The sequence below is a fragment of the Streptomyces catenulae genome (genome assembly GCF_000718015.1).
GTDB lineage: Bacteria > Actinomycetota > Actinomycetes > Streptomycetales > Streptomycetaceae > Streptomyces > Streptomyces catenulae.
Window position 1 is genome coordinate 107,771 of record NZ_JODY01000005.1, and the last position, 16,481, is coordinate 124,251.

Annotated in this window: 14 protein-coding genes; 12 read left to right on the top strand and 2 right to left on the bottom strand. The window is 72.9% G+C overall.

Features of this window, described 5'->3' with window-relative positions:
- The first annotated feature begins 15 nt into the window (after positions 1-15).
- The 3 genes from IF23_RS0107590 (at position 16) to IF23_RS0107600 (ending at position 4,605) form a co-directional block, all read left to right on the top strand.
- Positions 16-1,251: an FAD-dependent monooxygenase gene (locus IF23_RS0107590; RefSeq protein ID WP_037677666.1), complete on the top strand. Its 1,236-nt coding sequence runs from the start codon at positions 16-18 to the stop codon at positions 1,249-1,251.
- Positions 1,252-1,344: 93 nt separating this feature from the next.
- Positions 1,345-2,511 carry an MBL fold metallo-hydrolase gene (locus IF23_RS30990; RefSeq protein WP_030281147.1) on the top strand — a complete coding sequence of 389 codons (1,167 nt, stop codon included), beginning with the start codon at positions 1,345-1,347 and terminating at the stop codon, positions 2,509-2,511.
- Positions 2,512-2,664: 153 nt separating this feature from the next.
- The gene (locus IF23_RS0107600) at positions 2,665-4,605 is read left to right on the top strand and encodes a glycoside hydrolase family 5 protein (RefSeq protein WP_030281148.1); all 1,941 of its coding nucleotides are present in this window, start codon (positions 2,665-2,667) and stop codon (positions 4,603-4,605) included.
- Between the two features lie 32 nt (positions 4,606-4,637).
- On the opposite strand, the gene IF23_RS0107605 is transcribed toward IF23_RS0107600, so the two are convergent.
- On the bottom strand, positions 4,638-5,816 hold the full coding sequence (locus IF23_RS0107605) for an epoxide hydrolase family protein (protein ID WP_030281150.1): 1,179 nt from the start codon (positions 5,814-5,816) through the stop codon (positions 4,638-4,640).
- Between the two features lie 106 nt (positions 5,817-5,922).
- Here IF23_RS0107605 and IF23_RS0107610 point away from each other — a divergent pair, with 106 nt between their 5' ends.
- From IF23_RS0107610 to IF23_RS0107625, 4 genes are all read left to right on the top strand, one after another.
- Entirely contained in the window at positions 5,923-6,498 is a 576-nt protein-coding gene (locus IF23_RS0107610) for a CGNR zinc finger domain-containing protein (RefSeq protein ID WP_030281152.1), read from the top strand.
- 177 nt (positions 6,499-6,675) lie between these two features.
- A complete protein-coding gene (locus tag IF23_RS0107615) occupies positions 6,676-7,383 on the top strand; it encodes a C39 family peptidase (protein WP_051739375.1) in 708 nt (235 codons plus the stop codon).
- 324 nt (positions 7,384-7,707) lie between these two features.
- Entirely contained in the window at positions 7,708-7,971 is a 264-nt protein-coding gene (locus IF23_RS0107620; RefSeq protein WP_030281156.1) for an acyl carrier protein, read from the top strand.
- A gap of 26 nt (positions 7,972-7,997) precedes the next feature.
- Positions 7,998-8,951: a ketoacyl-ACP synthase III gene (locus tag IF23_RS0107625; protein ID WP_051739406.1), complete on the top strand. Its 954-nt coding sequence runs from the start codon at positions 7,998-8,000 to the stop codon at positions 8,949-8,951.
- Positions 8,952-9,000: 49 nt separating this feature from the next.
- On the opposite strand, the gene IF23_RS0107630 is transcribed toward IF23_RS0107625, so the two are convergent.
- Entirely contained in the window at positions 9,001-9,834 is an 834-nt protein-coding gene (locus tag IF23_RS0107630) for a TetR/AcrR family transcriptional regulator (RefSeq protein ID WP_245654924.1), read from the bottom strand.
- A gap of 93 nt (positions 9,835-9,927) precedes the next feature.
- On the opposite strand from IF23_RS0107630, the gene IF23_RS0107635 reads away from it, so the two are divergent.
- From IF23_RS0107635 to IF23_RS0107655, 5 genes are all read left to right on the top strand, one after another.
- The gene (locus IF23_RS0107635) at positions 9,928-11,169 is read left to right on the top strand and encodes an FAD-dependent oxidoreductase (protein ID WP_030281162.1); all 1,242 of its coding nucleotides are present in this window, start codon (positions 9,928-9,930) and stop codon (positions 11,167-11,169) included.
- Positions 11,170-11,466: 297 nt separating this feature from the next.
- Positions 11,467-13,032, top strand: a complete 1,566-nt coding sequence (locus tag IF23_RS0107640) for an MFS transporter (protein WP_078653853.1) — start codon at positions 11,467-11,469, stop codon at positions 13,030-13,032.
- Positions 13,033-13,073: 41 nt separating this feature from the next.
- Entirely contained in the window at positions 13,074-14,042 is a 969-nt protein-coding gene (locus tag IF23_RS0107645; protein WP_030281166.1) for an Lrp/AsnC family transcriptional regulator, read from the top strand.
- Positions 14,043-14,105: 63 nt separating this feature from the next.
- Positions 14,106-15,452 (top strand): aminomethyltransferase family protein, encoded by a 1,347-nt coding sequence (locus IF23_RS0107650; RefSeq protein WP_030281168.1) that lies wholly within the window; start codon positions 14,106-14,108, stop codon positions 15,450-15,452.
- A 29-nt stretch (positions 15,453-15,481) separates the two neighbouring features.
- Positions 15,482-16,354 (top strand): methylenetetrahydrofolate reductase, encoded by an 873-nt coding sequence (locus IF23_RS0107655; RefSeq protein ID WP_030281170.1) that lies wholly within the window; start codon positions 15,482-15,484, stop codon positions 16,352-16,354.
- The last annotated feature ends 127 nt before the right edge of the window (positions 16,355-16,481 follow it).

Here is a 16,481-nt window from a genome sequence, read left to right on the forward strand (position 1 = left end):
ACCGAACCCATGGACGTGATCATCATCGGGGGAGGCATCGGCGGCCTCTCCGGCGCGCTCGCCCTCGCCCGCCAGGGCCTGGCCGTGCGGGTGTACGAGCAGGCGCCCGCCTTCGGCGAGGTCGGCGCGGGCCTGCAACTCGCCCCCAACTGCACCCGCATCCTCGACCACTACGGGCTGCTCGACGAGGCCCGGGCCCGCGGTGTGCTGCCGCAGAACATCGTCATGAAGGACGCGGTCAGCGCCGAGGAGCTGACCCGCCTCGACCTGAGCGACCTCCAGGACCGCTACGGCTACCCGTACCTGGTGATCCACCGCAGCGACCTGCACGCCATCCTGCTGGCCGCCTGCGCACGCGCGGGCGTCGACCTCGTCACCGACGCCCCCTGCACGGCGTACGAGAACACGGACACCGGGGCCCGCGTGCGGTTCGGCGACGGCCGTACCGACGAGGCGGAGCTGGTCGTCGCCGCGGACGGGCTGCACTCCGTGGCGCGCGCCGCACTGATCGACGACGAGCCGGTGAACTCCGCCTACGTCGCCTACCGCGCGGCCGTCCCGTTCGAGACGGTCGCCGGGAACGACATCCACGGCAAGGACGTCGTCGTCCACGTCGGTCCGCGCTGCCACCTCGTGCAGTACCCGCTGCGCGGCGGCGAGATGTTCAACCAGGTCGCCGTCTTCGAATCGCCCAAGGCCCTGGCCGGTGAGGCGGACTGGGGCACCCCGGACGAACTGGACGCCGCCTTCGCGGAGACCTGCGCCCCGGTCCGGCAGGGCCTGGAGCTGATGTGGCGCGACCGCTGGTGGCGGATGTACGACCGGGAGCCGATCACGACCTGGGTGTCCGGCCGGATCGCGCTGCTCGGCGACGCGGCGCACCCCCCGCTCCAGTACATGGCCCAGGGCGCGATCATGGCGATCGAGGACGGCTGGGTGCTCGGCGAACACGTCGCCGCGCAGCACGCCCGCCGCACCGCGCACGGCTCCGGCGTCGACTGGGAGAAGGCACTCGCCGCCTACGAGGCGGTACGGCCCGAGCACTGCCGCCGGGTCGTCGAGACCGCCCGCACCTGGGGCGAACTCTGGCACCTCGAAGGCGACCGGAGGCTGCGGCGCAACGCCGTCCTGCGCGACCGCGACATCCACGACTACGCGTTCATCGACTGGATCTACGGTCCGACGGCCCTGACCCCCGAGGAGGAGCCGGAGATGTTCCGGCCGATCCCGCTGGACTCGGTGGCCCTCTGAGCGGTCCGCTCGCGCACCACCACGCCCGGCGGCGGCCGGTCCGTTCCGCCGCCGGGCGTGCCCGGCACCGTCCGACGACGAAGGGAACGTGTCATGTGCGGTTCACCCCAAGGCCCCGGAACGCCCCCGGACCGGCCCGCCCCGGGCGCGGCACGGCCCGGCCGCCGACAGCTGCTGGCGGCCGGTGGCGCCGGACTGGCGCTCGGCCTGGCGGGCGAGGTCCGCACCCCACCGGCCGCCTCCGCCGCCCCGGCCACGCCGCCCGCCGCGCCCGGCAACCGGCCCGCCCGGCTGGAACTCGTCCTGCTGGGCACCCGGGCCGGACCGCCCCCGGTGCCCGACCGCGCCGGGATCTCCACCGCCCTGATCGTGGACGGGCACATCTACCTGGTGGACTGCGGCCGCGCCTCGGTCAGCCAGTTCGCCCGCGCGGGGCTGACGTACGACGCCGTCCGCGCGATCTTCCTGACCCATCTGCACATCGACCACACCGCCGACTACTACCACTACTTCGTCCTCGGCGGCTGCGACGACGCCCGCGGACCGCTGGGCTCCCGGGGCCCGGTCGACGTGTACGGGCCGGGCCCCGCGGGCGGGCTGCCACCCGTCTTCGGCTCCGGCTCCGCCGCGGTGATCTCCCCGTCCGACCCCACCCCGGGCACCCGCGCGATGACCGAGTACTGCCACCGCGCCCACGCCTACTCCAGCAACCTCTTCCGCCGCGACTCCGGCCAACCGGACGTCACCACCCTCATGGACGTCCATGAGATCCAGCTCCCGGCCTCCTGCCCGGCCGACCACACCCGCACGGCACCGGCGATGCGCCCGTTCACGGTGATGAGCGACGACCGGGTGCACGTCACCGCCGTCCTGGTGCCGCACGGACCGGTCTTCCCCTCGTTCGCCTTCCGCTTCGACACCGCCTACGGTTCGGTCACCTTCTCCGGCGACACCACCTACACCGACAACCTCGTCGACCTCGCCCAGGAGACCGACCTGCTGATCCACGAGGCGGTCAACGTCCGCGGCTCGTCCCTGCCGCCCGCCCTCCACGACCACCTGCTCCAGTCCCATGTCGAGGTGCAGCAGGTCGGACGGATCGCGCAGCGCGCGGGCGCCCGGAAACTGGTCCTCAGCCACCTCGCCGACTTCACCCGCCCCCGGCTGGACCCCCACCGGTGGCAGTCCTGGGCCCGCGACGGCTACCGCGGACCCGTCGTGGTGGGGGAGGACCTGCAACGCATCGTGCTGCGCCGCTGACGGTGCCGGGGCGCCCCGGGGCGGCGGCGGAAAGGTCCGGTCCAGGTGGTGCGGCCGACCGGACCGGCGTGTACGGTGAGGCGCCAACTGCCGCTCCGGCAACGGGTGGTGGGACGCCCCTCGCCGTGCTCCGCACCCCCACCGGAGGGCTCCATGCGCACCGCCCGCTCCGCCGTACAGGGCATACCGGCGCTCCTCGTCGCCGTCGTCCTGCTGCTCGTGGCCGTCCCCGGAGCCGTCGCCGCGCCGGGCACCGCGCCCGCCCCGGCTCCCGCCGCGGCGCCGGGCCACGCCCTCGCGGCTTCGTGGACCGGCCCGCTCAGCACCCGGGGCCGGTACATCGTCGACGCCGACGGCAACCGCTTCAAGCTCAGGTCCGGCAACTGGGCGGGCGCCCAGGGCACGTACACGGGCAGCGGCGACGCCGACGACGTGGCCAACCACCAGGCGCACCAGAAGTCGAACAACATCCCGCTCGGCCTGGACCGCGCCCCGCTCGCCCGGATCCTCGCCGACTTCCACCGCCTCGGCATCAACAGCGTCCGGCTGCCCTTCGCCAACGCCCTGGTGCACGACAGGACCCCGGTGCCGGACGCCGCGGTCGCCGCCAACCCGCAGCTCAAGGGGGAGACCCCGCTGGAGGTCTTCGACGCCGTCATCGCGGCGCTGACCGCCGACGGCTTCGCGGTGATCCTCAACAACCACACCACCGGCTACCGCTTCTGCTGCGGTCTGGACGGCAACGAGCGCTGGAACAGCGGACAGTCGACCGCGCAGTGGATCGACGACTGGGTGTTCATGGCCGAGCGCTACCGGGACAACAAGCGCGTGGTCGGCGCCGACCTGCGCAACGAGGTACGCCGCGACACCTGGGACGACGCCAACTGGGGCATGGGCGACGACCACGACGAGTACACCGCCTTCGAACAGGCCGGCAACAGGATCCTGCAGACCGACCCCGACCTGCTGATCGTCATGGAGGGCATCAACTGGCAGGGCATCCCCGCCAACGGCCTCCCGCACCAGCGCCCGGACCTCAAGCCGGTCCGCACCCTCTCCCACACCCTCATCGACTCCGGCAAGCTCGTCTACTCGGTGCACTTCTACGGCTACACCGGCCCGGCCAACAGCGGTGCGGGCAGCGGCCCGGGCTCCACCGACGACCCGCGCTACCAGGACTTCACCCCCGAGAAGCTCGCCGAGGTCGTACGCGACGAGGGGCTGTTCGTCACCGAGGAGGGCACGCACTTCACCGCGCCGGTCTGGGTCAGCGAGTTCGGCGCCGGTGGCCGCGGCTCCACCGACGCGAAGGAGAAAGCCTGGTTCGCCAACTTCACCGACATCCTGGTGAAGAACGACACCGACTTCGCCCAGTGGCCGCTGGTGGGCTGGAGCGACGACCAGGGCACCCCCAACGACAACTGGGCGCTCCTCTCGTACGACGCCGCCGGTCGGCGGACCGGTGTCGAGGACGGCGGCGACTGGCGGGCCACCGACTGGAACAAGCTGGTCAACGCCCCGTCCAGGAGCGGCCCCGTCGCCCCCGTCGACCACTGGAACATCGTCTACCTCGACCACGGCGACTGGAACCTCTCCCGCACCATGCTCGCCGGGGCCGACTGGAGCCCGGGCAACGCCAAGGGCAACTGCCCCGACACCGAGCGGCTGATCGGACTCGGCCACGGCCACGGCCGCGGTCTGTGCACCGACGCCGCCGAACCGCGCAAGGCGGCGGGCGACTGGCAGCGGGTCGACGACGAGCGCTACGTACAGCAGGGCGACTGGGCCGTCGGCTACGACAAGCGCCAGTGCCCGGTCGACAGCTTCGCCGTCGGCTACAGCATGAAGGGCCCCGCCATCGTCTCCCTGCTCTGCGCCCCCGCCGCCGCCCCGCTGCCCACCGCGGGCCGCAGCGTCTGGTTCGACCGCGGCGACAACCGCCCCGCCACCGGCGGCGCCCGGGGCAGCGACTGGTCCGAGAAGGACTACAAGGGCCAGTGCGCCGACACCGAGTACGTCGCCGGGGTCGCCATGACCTGGAAGTCCGCCCAGCAGGGCCGCCCCGCCGCGCTGCTCTGCCGCGCCCTCACCTGAACCGGCTCGGCGCGCGGTGGGCCCGGCCACGTTCACCGGCGGGCGGCCAGCACCGCCGCGAGGCCGTCCCGCAGATCCTGGACGAAGTACCCGGGCACCTCCAGCGACGGGAAATGCCCCCCGGCCTCCGGCGCGTTCCAGCGGACGATCCGCCGGTACCGCTCCTGTGACCAGGGGCGCGGGTACTTCTCGATGTCGCGGGGGTAGATCGTGATCGCCGACGGGACATCGACCCGGAGCGCGGGGTCCAGCGCATTGTGGCTCTCGTGGTAGATACGGGCCGCCGAGGCGCCTGTCCGCGTCAGCCAGTACAGGGTGACGTTGTCGAGGACACGGCCCCGGGACACCGTCTCGAACGGGCTGTCCTCGGTGTCCGACCACTCGGCGAACTTGTCGAGAATCCAGGCGAGCAGCCCGACCGGTGAGTCGACGAGCGCGTAGCCGATGGTCTGCGGCCGGGTCGCCTGCTGCTTCGCGTACGCCGCGCGGTGGCGCCAGAAATCGCGGGTCTCCTCGGCCCATCGGCGCTCGACCGCCGTCAGCCCGTCCGTCGTGGCCCCGGGCAGCCCCTCCGCGAACGTCGTGTGGATACCGAGAACGTGCTCCGGGAACCGGCCGCCGAGCACCGTGGTGATGTTGCCGCCCCAGTCGCCGCCGTGGGCGAGGAAGGCGCCGTAGCCGAGCCGTGCCATCAGTTCCACCCAGGCAGCCGCGATCTTCTCCGTCCCCCACCCGGTGGTGGCCGGTCGCTCGCTGTACCCGAAGCCCGGCAGCGACGGGACCACGACATGGAACGCCGGGGCGTCCGCACGCGCCGGGTCCGCCAACTCGTCCACCACGTCGACGAACTCGGCGACGCTGCCCGGCCAGCCGTGCGTGAGGATCAGCGGCGTGGCATCCGCGCGCGCGGAGCGGCGGTGCAGGAAGTGGATTCCCAGACCGTCGATCGTCGTACGGAACTGACCGATCCGGTCGAGGCGCGCTTCGAACGCCCGCCAGTCGTAGCCGGTGCGCCAGTGCTCCACGACCTCGACGAGATCGGCGAGCGGCACGCCCTGCGCCCAGCGGCGGCGTCCGCGCGCGGCGGGGTGGACGGTCTCGGCCTCCGGCAGCCGCGCCGCGGCCAGCCGTGCGCGCAGATCGTCGAGATCGGCTTCGGTGGCGCGGGTTTCCCAGGCGTACACATCGCTGGGCACGGGATCGCTCGGCACGGGGCCTCCTGGTCGTCGCGGAGCCGGCTCGGTCTCGGGTGAACCGGCTAAGACGGTTCCAGCCTGCCCCGGTGGGCGCCGCCGCGCAACCGGCTAAGGTGGTTCCATGGATGCGCGGTTCCCCGAATTCCGGCTCGGCAAGGTGCTGGCGACCAGCTTCACGGCGACGCTGACGGAGCGGTGCGGCGATCCCGTCGAACGGATCCCCGTGCCGCAACGGCTCATCGACTGGCTGGCCGTGAACGACCTCGTGGTCGAGTCCTGCACCGCCGCCCAACTCGACCTCGCCCGGGAACTGCGGGAATCCTTGCACGCCGCCCTGACCGCCGCCGCGCTCCGGGAACCCCTTCCGGCGTCCGCCGTCCACGTCATCAACGACCGCAGCGTGCACGGCCGTGCCGCGGCCGTGCTGACCCCCGAGAACACCCGGCACTGGCGACTCCGCCCGGCCTCCGGCGTGGTGGACGCCCTGGGCGTGATCGCCGCCGACGCGATCGGCATCCTCGCGGGCGAACGGGACGGACGGTTGGCCCTCTGCGCCTCGCCGACCTGCCGGGCCGCCTTCTTCGACACCAGCCGGAGCCGCACCCGCAGATGGTGCGAGATGAACACCTGCGGAAACCGCGAGAAGAAAGCCCGCTTCCACGCCAACCAGCGCAAGAACCCGGGCGCGGTGCCGTAGGTGTCGTACGCGGTACGCAATTACGGAAAGTGCCTGGGGGGAGGGCGAGCGACGGGCCCCGGGCTCCCAACCCCTAGGCGCACCTCGGCACTCGGGCATCGCCTCATAAGGGCGGCGTCTCGCCCAGGGGCGGGGGAGGGGTGCGGCCCACGCGTCCCGACCGGAAGACTGGCCGCTATGCCGCACACCCCGAATCCGCCGGACGACCTGAACGCGCCGAGCCGCACGACCGCGGGCCCGTCCGTGATCCACCCCGTCCCGTACCACTCCCAATGGGCCTCGGCCGCGTTGGTGCCCGCCATCATCGGGCGCGAGATCTCGGCCGCCGAGGACCCGCTGTGGCGCGCGTACGGCGCCGACAGCCCGGAGACGTACGCCTGGTGGTCCTGGCGGCTCTGCGGCATCGCCTGTCTGCGGATGGCGCTCGACCACTGGCGCGACGGGGCCGAGGACGGCGGGGCACCCACCGCGATGGCGCTGGCCGCCGAGTGCCTGGCCGCCGGTGCCTACGTCGAGCGGGACGACGGCGGTCTCGACGGCCTGATCCACGCCCCGTTCGCCGACTACGTCCGCACCCGCTGGAGACTCCCCGCCGAGGCCCACCCCGACCTGCCCGCCGACGACCTCCCCGGGCATCTGGCGGCGGGACGCCTGGTGATGCTCTCCGTCCACCCCACCATCCGCACCCTCGCCCCCGAACCGCCGCAAAAGGGCGGCCACCTGGTCCTCGCCGTCGGCACCACCCCGAACCACCTGCTGATCCACAACCCCTCCGGATTCCCCGACCACTCCCAACGGTTCCACCGGATCCCATGGCCCGACCTGGACCGCTTCTACGCCGGGCGCGGAGTTGTGCTCGGGCCGCGGGGGGAGGCCGGGGCCTAGCCCTTCCCTCCGTCCTCAAACGGCGCACCGTTGCGTAATCCGCGCCCCGGGGGCGAACGGTGGCACGTGGGGGCCGGTCGTCGTACGGCGCGATCCCGTGGTGCGTCGCGCCCCGTTGCGCGCATCTCGCGCCCCCGCTTTCCCGGTGACGAAGGGGCAGATATCTGTGCAATGCTTCCGGGGCAGGTGGCCGACCGCGAGGGTGGAATTCCGGTGGAGCCGTCTTTTTCCTTCCGCTCCTTTTCCGTTTCCTTCTCGCTTCGATGCCGCCTCCGTGCTGTACGCGTGCCGGAATCCCGGACCCTCACCCCGAATGGAGATGTCGTGACGCTTGAGGAATTCGAGCAGATTCTGACGAGTGTGGTCCACGGCGACAAGGCAGGCCCCGAAAAAGCGATCAGGCTTCCCGAGGAGGCGCTCGACCGGCATTTCGAAGAACTCGATGTGGATTCGCTGGCCAGGGCCGAGATGGTGACGGTGATCAGCGACACCTACCGGATCGAGATCGGCGACGACGAGGCCGGTGAGCTGACCACCCCGCGCTCGGTGCTGGAATTCCTGGCCGCGGCCGAGCGCGGCACCTCGTGAGCGTCGACGCCGTACGCCCGTGCCGCATGGTGTCCACGGGCTCCTACCGTCCGGCGTCGGTCGACGCCGGGCAGGTGGCGGAGCGGTTGGGCGTGACAAGGGAATGGGTGCTGTCCCGGACGGGCGTGGAGTCCCGGTGCGTGGCGGGCCCGGACGAGTCCGTGATGTCGATGGCCACCCTCGCGGCGCGGGAGGCGCTGGCGGCGGCGGAGTTACCGGCCGACGCGGTCGATGTCGTCCTGGTGGCCACCTCGTCCAACCTCCAACTCTGCCCGGCCGTCGCCCCGCAGGTGGCCGCGGCCCTCGGGCTGCAGGTGGCCGCGTTCGACCTGAGCGTCGCTTGTGCGGGGTTCTGCTACGCCCTGCACGTGGCGCGTTCGCTGATCGGCGCCGGGGGCTGCGACACCGTTCTGGTGATCGGCGCGGACCGGATGCTGGACATGATCGACCCCGACGACCCGGTCACCGCCCCGCTGTTCGCCGACGGCGCGGGCGCGGTGGTCCTGCGTGCCACGGAGGGTGAGTCGGGGGTGGGCCCGGTGGTCTGGGGGTCGTGCGGGCAGCGGTCGGCGGCGCTGGAAGTGCGCCCGCATCCGCTGGAGTTGGAGATCGCCGCGCGGGTGCATCCGCGGCTCCACATGGACGGGCTGGCGGTCACCCGCTGGGCCTGCGCCACCGTGCCCGCCGCGGTGCGCGAGATCCTGGCGGCCGGCGGAATCGGCTGGGACGACGTGGCGGCGTTCATCCCGCACCAGGCCAACTGGAAGATGATCCGCCGGGTGGTCCGGGCGCTGGATGTGCCCGACTCCGTCGTGGTCGCCGATGACGGCCGCTTCACCGGCAACACCAGCGCCGCATCGGTGCCGCTCGCCCTGGACCGCCTGGTGACCTCGGGCGGCATCCCCCGCGGCCGGTGGGCCGTACTGGTCGGCTACGGCGCCGGTCTGGCCTACGCCGGACAGGCCGTACGGATCCCCTGACCGCACCGGACGGCGCCGCCGCGCATCCGGCCCGCGGCGGGACCCGGGATCAGTCGGTCCGTGCGACCGCGCGCAGATACGCCTCGGCGAACAGCTCGCAGCTCTCGTCCACGCCGGGGAGGACGGCGCCCAGCGTGGGTTCGAGGACGGGCCGCAGCAGGAGGTGGGTGACGATCGGCCCCAGCAGCAGCTGGACCAGGACCGGCAGCGGCAGCGGCCGGATCCGGCCCGCCTCCACATGCGGCAGCAGCAGCCGGGAGAGGCTGTCGAACAGCCGGGGCAGATAAGCCTGCATCGCCCGTGCGGCGGGCCCGTCCGGGCGGGCGAAGAGGTCCGCGAAGATCGCCGGGAGCACCCGCGGCTCGCGCCGGAACGTCGTGAGCACGGCCCGGTGCAGCTCCCGCACGGTGTCCTCCAGCCGCTCCGGCGGGTCCGCGGCCAGCGCCTCCAGGTCGGGCAGCGGGCCGTGGCGCTCGTAGACGGCGCCGAGCAGACCGTCCCGGCCGTCGAAGACCGTGTGCAGGCTGGGGAGCGAGCACCCGGCCCGCTCCGCGACGGCGTCCAGGGTCACCGCGCCGAGGCCGCGTTCGGCGACGAGCTGCGCCGTCGCCTCGATCGCCCGCTCGCGCACCGGCCGCCGCCCGCCGGGATCGACACCGGCCCGCCGGACCGCCTCGTCCAGCGCCGCCCGGGAGCCGCCCAGCCGACGCAGCAAAGTGCTGCGGGAGACTCCGGCCTTCGCCGCGATCGCCGTCAGCGGGACATCCGCGACGTCCCGGTCCCGGTCCCGCGCCGCCGCCAGGGCCACCGCCACCAGATCCGCCAGCTGTTCCCGCATGTCCCGCTCCTGGATGGTCCGTTCCCGCCCGCCTCGTGCCCGCATATGGAACATCGTACTACTTGACATCTGAGACCGTTCCACAGACTCTGTTCACAAGGGTTTCATTCGGAGTGATCGGAATGAGGGGAGAGGGCCATGAGCGTCGTCGTCTCCGGAGGCGGACCGGCCGGAATGATGCTTGGCCTGCTGCTGGCACGGGCCGGAATCGAGGTGACCGTGCTGGAGAAGCACAGCGATTTCCTGCGCGACTTCCGTGGCGACACGGTCCACGCCTCCACCGTGCGGCTCATGGACGAACTGGGCCTGGGCCGGAAGCTCGCCGCCCTGCCGCAGAGCAGGCTGGGCAACATGGAGGTGCCCGCGGCGGACGGCAGCGAGGTACGGCTGACCGATTTCGAGGGCCTGCGCGCGCCGTACAACTACATCGCGATGATCCCGCAGTGGGATCTGCTCAACCTCCTGGCCGAGGAGGCCCGGCAGGAGCCGACGTTCACCCTGTGGATGGACACGGCGGCGACCGGACTGATCCGGGAGGGCGGCAAGGTCGTCGGCGTCCGCTTCCGCACCCGGGACGGCGAGGAGGGCGAGATCCGCGCCGACCTCACCGTCGCCGCCGACGGCCGCAGCTCCGCGCTGCGCCGGGAAGCCGGGCTGGAGCCGCAGGAGTTCCCGGTCCCGTTCGACACCTGGTGGCTCCGGCTGCCCCGGCACGCCGAGGAGCGGTCCCAGGAGCCCCGGCTGATCCCCGCGTTCCGGGCCGGTGAGTTCGCCCTGAGCCTGACCAGGAACGACTACTTCCAGATCGCCTACTTCACGGCGAAGGGATCCGACGCCCGGCTGCGCGGCGAGGGCGTCGAACGCTTCCGGACGCGGATCGCCGGGCTGATGCCGCAGTACGCGGACCGCGTCGACCGGCTGGCGAGCATGGACGACGTCCATCTGCTCGACGTCCGGCTCAACCGGCTCCCGCGCTGGTACACCGACGGCCTGCTCTTCATCGGCGACGCCGCCCATGCGATGTCCCCGGCCGGGGGAGTGGGCATCAACCTCGCCATCCAGGACGCGGTCGCGGCGGCCACCCTCCTCGCCGGACCGCTGCGTACGGGCCGGTTGACCACCGCCGACCTGGCGAAGGTCCAGCGGCGGCGGTGGCGCCCCACGGTGATCATGCAGCGCGTCCAGCAGATGCTGCACAACGGCTTCTTCGCCCCGGTCCTCACCGGCCGCCGGATCGGCCCGCCCACCTCGATGGTCCTGGCCGCCCGGCACCTCCCCGGATTCCGCCAACTCCCCTCCCGCCTGGTCGCCTGGGGCCCACGACCGGAGCACGCCCCCGCCTTCGCCCGCCGCGCCCCGAAGGCACCGGCAGGGGCGTAGCCCGGCGGCCTCGCCGCGTCGCCGGGGAGGACCGTCCGGCGGGTGCGCCCGGACCCGACCAGGTCCGGGCGCACCCGTACGACGTGGGGCGGGGCCCGCGCGGTGGAACTTTCCGGCGCCGCCCGGGCCCGCGGTGTCGGATTCGGCCGCCGGGGCCGCCGTGGCTCGTGGGGCGGGCCGGTCCGACCGCAGAGTCATCGGGTCGACGAGCGGGATCCGCCCGCTGTCGTGAAGGAGCCCGGAGTGAGTGCAACAGTGGTCGAAGAACGCCCCGACCGGCGGACGGCAACGCTGGTCATGGCCTGTCTGGGGGTGTTCGTCGCCTACCTCCCGGTGACCACCGTCTCGGTGAGTCTGCCCGTCATCCAACAGGCGCTGCACGCGTCGACCTCCGACCTTTCCTGGGTGTCGGACGCGTTCGTCCTGCCGGTGGCGGCGCTGATCCTCACCGCGGGCGTCTTCGGTGACGTCCACGGCCGCAAGAAGGTCTTCCAGACGGGCCTCGGCTTCTGCGCCGTGGGCGCCGCGGTGGCGCTCAGCGCGCAGTCGATCGCCCAGGTGTGGATCGGGCAGGCGCTGCTGGGCGTCGGCGCCGCGGCGCTTCTGCCGATGACGCTGGCCCTCATCAGCCATGTCGTACCCGACCCGCGCGAACGCGGTAAGTACATCGGCCTGTGGACCACCTCGATGATGGGCTCGCTGGCCGTCGGCCCGCTCGTGGCGGGTGTCATCGTGCAGCACGCCGCCTGGCGCTGGATCTATCTGCTCCCCGTCCCGCTGTCGCTCGGCACGATGGTGGTGGCCGCCTTCGTCCTGTCGGAGTCGAGGTCCCCCGTGGCGCGGGCGCTGGATTGGCCCGGGCAGATCACCGCCGCACTGGCCGTCGTCGCCCTGGTGTACGGCGTCATCGAAGGCGGCGCGGGTTCCTTCGGCGAACCCCAGGTGATCGTCGCGCTCGCGGTGGCGGTCTGTTCCGGTGCGGCGTTCGCGCTGTTCGAGCGGCGGAGCGCCGATCCGATGCTGGACCTCAGCCTCTTCCGCAGCGCCGCGTTCACCGGGTCCGCGCTGGTCGTCATGGTCAGCTTCCTCGCGCTGATCGGCTTCTTCTTCGTGCTGAGCCTGTACCTGGGCATGGTGCAGCAGCTCAACACCCTGGAGGCGGGGCTGCGGATGCTGGTGATCAGCGTCCTGCCGATGGTGCTGGGCACGGCCGTGGGCCGCCTGATGCGGTTCCTGTCCGCCCGCACCCTGATCGCCGGGGGGCTCGTCCTCACGGCGGCGGGGCTGTTCACGCTGACCGGCGTCGGCGCCGACACCTCGTTCGCCGCCCTGGCCTGGCGGTTCGCCCTGGTCGGGCTCGGACTCGGGCTCGCCTTCCCGTGCATCACCGCGACGGCCGTGTCGTCCGTCCCGCCGCACCGGGCCGGAATGGCCGCGGCGGGCAACAACGCCTTCCGCCAGGTCGGCGGCGCACTGGGCCCCGCGATTCTCGGCGCCCTGCTGACCGGCAAGGTGGTCGGCGCGCTGCCCGACCACATGGCGGCCGCCGGAGTGCCGACGGCCGTCCGGGACCAGGTCCTGCACGCCGTCGACGCCGACGGTCTCGGCGCCGTCGCCGGTCTGCCGCTCGGCCGCGCCACCGGACCCGCGCTCGACGCGCTCTCGCGCTCCTTCCTCGACGGACTCCACCTGTGCCTGGTGGTGTCGGGCGTCGTCGTCCTGTGCGGCGCGGGCGTCGCGGCGCTGCTGCTGCGCCCCGTGCGCGGCGCCCGGTCCGGCGTCCCGGTCGCCGGTGGCCCCGGCCGTCCGGGAGCCGGGGCGGAACGCGTGTCGGGGCAGCGGGCCGACCGCACCCCTGTGTGACGCTCCGCTGCACGGAGACATCCCGGAGGAAGGCAGCCCACGTGTACGAGCCCGACGCTCTCGACCTGTGCCTGTTGCAGGCGCTGCAACTGGACGGCCGCGCGCCGTTCCGCAGGATCGCGGAGGTGCTCGGCGTGTCCGACCAGACGATCGCCCGCCGCTTCCGCAGGCTGCGCGGCGAGGCGCGGCTCAGGGTGGTGGGCGTCGCCGACCGGAGCAGGCTGGGGCGCACCAACTGGATCGTCCGGTTGCGGTGCGCCCCGGACGCCGCCGAACCGCTGGCGGACGCGCTCGCCCGGCGGCCGGACACCTCGTACATCGGGCTGATGTCCGGCGGCACCGAGGTGATGTGCACGATGAAGCCGCGCAGCCGCCAGGACCGTGACGACCTGCTCCTGGACCGCATCCCTCGCACCCGCCGGGTCACCTCCATCGACGCCTGCTGCGTCCTCTCCCACTTCTACGGCGCACCGCTCGGCTGGCTCAACAAGATCGACGCGCTCACCCCGGAGCAGGAGGCGGCCCTGCGCCCGGACCCGCCCGGGGCGGTGGACGGTCCCGTCGCCCCGGACGCCCTGGACGAGGCGCTGTTGGAGGTGCTGGGGCGCGACGGCCGCGCCTCGGCCACCGAGCTGGCGGCGGCCACCGGTCAGACGGAGTCCGCGGTCAAACGCCGGGTGAGGCGGCTGCGCGCCTCGGGCCTCCTGGTCTTCTACATCGAGTGCGACCACGAGCAGCTCGGCCACGGCACGGTCGCGGTGCTGTGGCTGAAGGTGGCGCCGTCCCGGCTGCGCTCGGTGGGCCGGACGCTCGCCGGGCACCGCGAGGTGCGGTTCGCGGCGGCCACCAGCGGCCAGGCCAACGTCATGGTCTCGGTGCTGTGCCGCACCACGGAGGAACTCTTCGCCTACCTCGCGGACCGGGTCGGCGCCATGGACGGCGTACAGGCCATCGAGACGCTGCCCACGCTGCGCGAGGTCAAGGCGCTCACCTACGTCACACCCCGCTGATCCGCCCGGCCGCCGCGCCCCCCGGAGCCGGAACGTCCGGCCCCGCCCGAAGAGAGGAAGCAGATGACCACTCCCAGCCTCCAGGACGGCATCGACCGCGCCGGTTCGCCCGTCGCCCTGCTCTGGCAGCCGGGCGCGGAGCCGTGGACGCCCGAGGTGGTCGACCGCGAGTACGCGGGCTGGCGCACCGAGCAGCGCGCCTGGCACGAGGGCGTCGCCCTGCTCAACCTCTCGCACCACATGTCCGACCTGTGGATCGAAGGCCCCGACGCCACCAGGGTCCTGGCGGACCACGGCGCCAACGACTTCACACGCTTCGCCGTCGGCCAGGCCAAGCAGTACGTCCCGGTCACCCGCCACGGCCACCTCGTCACCGACGGGATCCTCTCCCGCGAGGCCGAGCACTCCTATCTGCTCAGCGGCGTCCCGGCGGCCCAGAACTGGATCCGGTTCCACGCGGAGAAGGGCGGCTACGACGTCGGCTTCACGACCGACCCGTCCTCGGCGTTCCGCCCCGGCGGCGGCGCCCCGCGGCTCTTCCGCTACCAGCTCCAGGGCCCGCTCGCCCTCGCCCTCGTCGAGCAGGTCTTCGGCGCTCCCCTACCGGCCACGAAGTTCTTCCACTCCACCCCGGTCACCCTCGACGGACGCACCTTCAAGGCGCTCCGGCACGGCATGGCCGGACAGGCGGGTTACGAGTTCGTCGGCCCGTGGGAGCACGCCGACCACGTCCACGAAGCCTTCCTCAGAGCGGGCGAGCCGCTCGGCCTGGTGCGGGTCGGCGCCCTCGCGTACGCGACGCCCAACATCGAGAGCGGCTGGATACCCTCACCGGTCCCCGGCATCTACACCGACCCGGAGCTGGCGGAGTACCGCTCCTGGCTCCCGCTCCACGGCATCGAGGGCAGCCGCCCGCTGCACGGCAGCTCCTTCTCGCCGCACATCGAGGACCACTACGTCTCCCCGTACGAACTGGGCTACGGCAGGTTGATCCACTTCGGGCACGACTTCCTCGGCCGTGACGCGCTGCTCCGGGCTGCGCGGGAGCCGGAGCCACGCCGGAAGGTGACCCTGGTCCTCGACCCCGACGACGTACGCCGGGTGCTCGGCGACGGCGCGGACCCGGGCCATGTGCTCAGCTACGCCCGTCACCGGGTGGAGACCGCGTCCGGCCCGGTCGGCGTCACCCTGCAGACCGCGTCGATCGATCCGGTCGGCACCCTGCTCTCCCTGGGCCTGGTCGACGCGGCACACGCGGCGCCCGGTACCGAGGTGACCGTCGTCTGGGGCGACCACCCGGGACCGGGCACCGACCCCGGGGCCGACCTCGGGTTCCCGCGCCTGCGCGCCACGGTCCAGCTCACCCCGTTCAACCGGCACGCGCGCACCGAGTACCGTCGTGACGCCTGATTTGCGCGCCCCGCCCCATGAGGAGCTCGATGAACCCCCTCTGCCCGGCCTCGCCGTCGGTGAGTGCGTCGTTGCTGGACGACTTCTCCCTGGAGATGACCGGTAAGGACATACCGAACCTGGAGGCGGCCGCACCGCTCGTGCCGCCCGGGACACGGATCAATGTGACCTTCCTCGGCAACGAGGACCTGCGGATGCGGCTCGCCGCCGCCCGCGCCGTGAAACGCCTCGGGTTCCGCCCGGTCCCGCACATCTCCGCCCGGCGTCTGGGCTCCCGGGCCGACTTCGAGCAGTTCCTCGCCGGACTGCGCGCGGACGCCACCGGGACGGAGGTCTTCGCCGTGGGCGGCGACCCGGCGAGCCCGCAGGGCCCCTACCCGGACTCGCTCTCCCTGATCGAGTCCGGCCTGCTGTCCTCGTACGGGGTGCGGCACATCGGCATCAGCGGCTATCCGGAAGGCCATCCGGCCATCGCCGCCGAGGCGCTGTGGGGCGCGTTGCGCGACAAGAGCGCCGCCCTGGCCGAGCAGGGGCTGGGCGGCAGTGTCATCACCCAGTTCGGGTTCGCCGCCGAGCCGGTGCTGACCTGGCTCGCCCGCGTCCGCGACGAGGGCATCACCCTGCCCGTACGCATCGGCGTCCCCGGTCCCGCCGGGGTACGGCGTCTGATGGGGTACGCGGCCCGCTTCGGCGTGGGCACCAGCGCCTCCATCGCCAAGAAGTACGGCCTCTCCCTCACCAACCTGATGGGCACCGCCGGGCCCGACCGATTCCTGCACTCGCTGGCCGAGGGCCACGACCCGGCGCGCCACGGCGCCGTGAAGATCCACTTCTATACGTTCGGCGGCCTGGAGGCCACCTCCGAGTGGATCGCCTCGTTCCGGAAGAACGCCCTGGTGTGACGGTCGCCGCCGGTCGGGCGGCGGCTGCCGGGGACACCGGGGCGGCAGGACGACGAGGCGGCCCACGGAGCCATTTGCCGCCCCTCGCGCGGCACGGTTGTTCCTATAGGTTCGACACATCCCGTCC

Bases quoted from the DNA above. Each gene is read 5' to 3' on its own strand.
- IF23_RS30990 (WP_030281147.1), top strand. From the start codon at position 1,345: ATGTGCGGTTCACCCCAAGGCCCCGGAACGCCCCCGGACCGGCCCGCC.
- IF23_RS0107600 (WP_030281148.1), top strand. From the start codon at position 2,665: ATGCGCACCGCCCGCTCCGCCGTACAGGGCATACCGGCGCTCCTCGTC.
- IF23_RS0107610 (WP_030281152.1), top strand. From the start codon at position 5,923: ATGGATGCGCGGTTCCCCGAATTCCGGCTCGGCAAGGTGCTGGCGACC.
- IF23_RS0107615 (WP_051739375.1), top strand. From the start codon at position 6,676: ATGCCGCACACCCCGAATCCGCCGGACGACCTGAACGCGCCGAGCCGC.
- IF23_RS0107625 (WP_051739406.1), top strand. From the start codon at position 7,998: ATGGTGTCCACGGGCTCCTACCGTCCGGCGTCGGTCGACGCCGGGCAG.
- IF23_RS0107630 (WP_245654924.1), bottom strand. From the start codon at position 9,834: ATGCGGGCACGAGGCGGGCGGGAACGGACCATCCAGGAGCGGGACATG.
- IF23_RS0107635 (WP_030281162.1), top strand. From the start codon at position 9,928: ATGAGCGTCGTCGTCTCCGGAGGCGGACCGGCCGGAATGATGCTTGGC.
- IF23_RS0107640 (WP_078653853.1), top strand. From the start codon at position 11,467: ATGGCCTGTCTGGGGGTGTTCGTCGCCTACCTCCCGGTGACCACCGTC.
- IF23_RS0107650 (WP_030281168.1), top strand. From the start codon at position 14,106: ATGACCACTCCCAGCCTCCAGGACGGCATCGACCGCGCCGGTTCGCCC.
- IF23_RS0107655 (WP_030281170.1), top strand. From the start codon at position 15,482: ATGAACCCCCTCTGCCCGGCCTCGCCGTCGGTGAGTGCGTCGTTGCTG.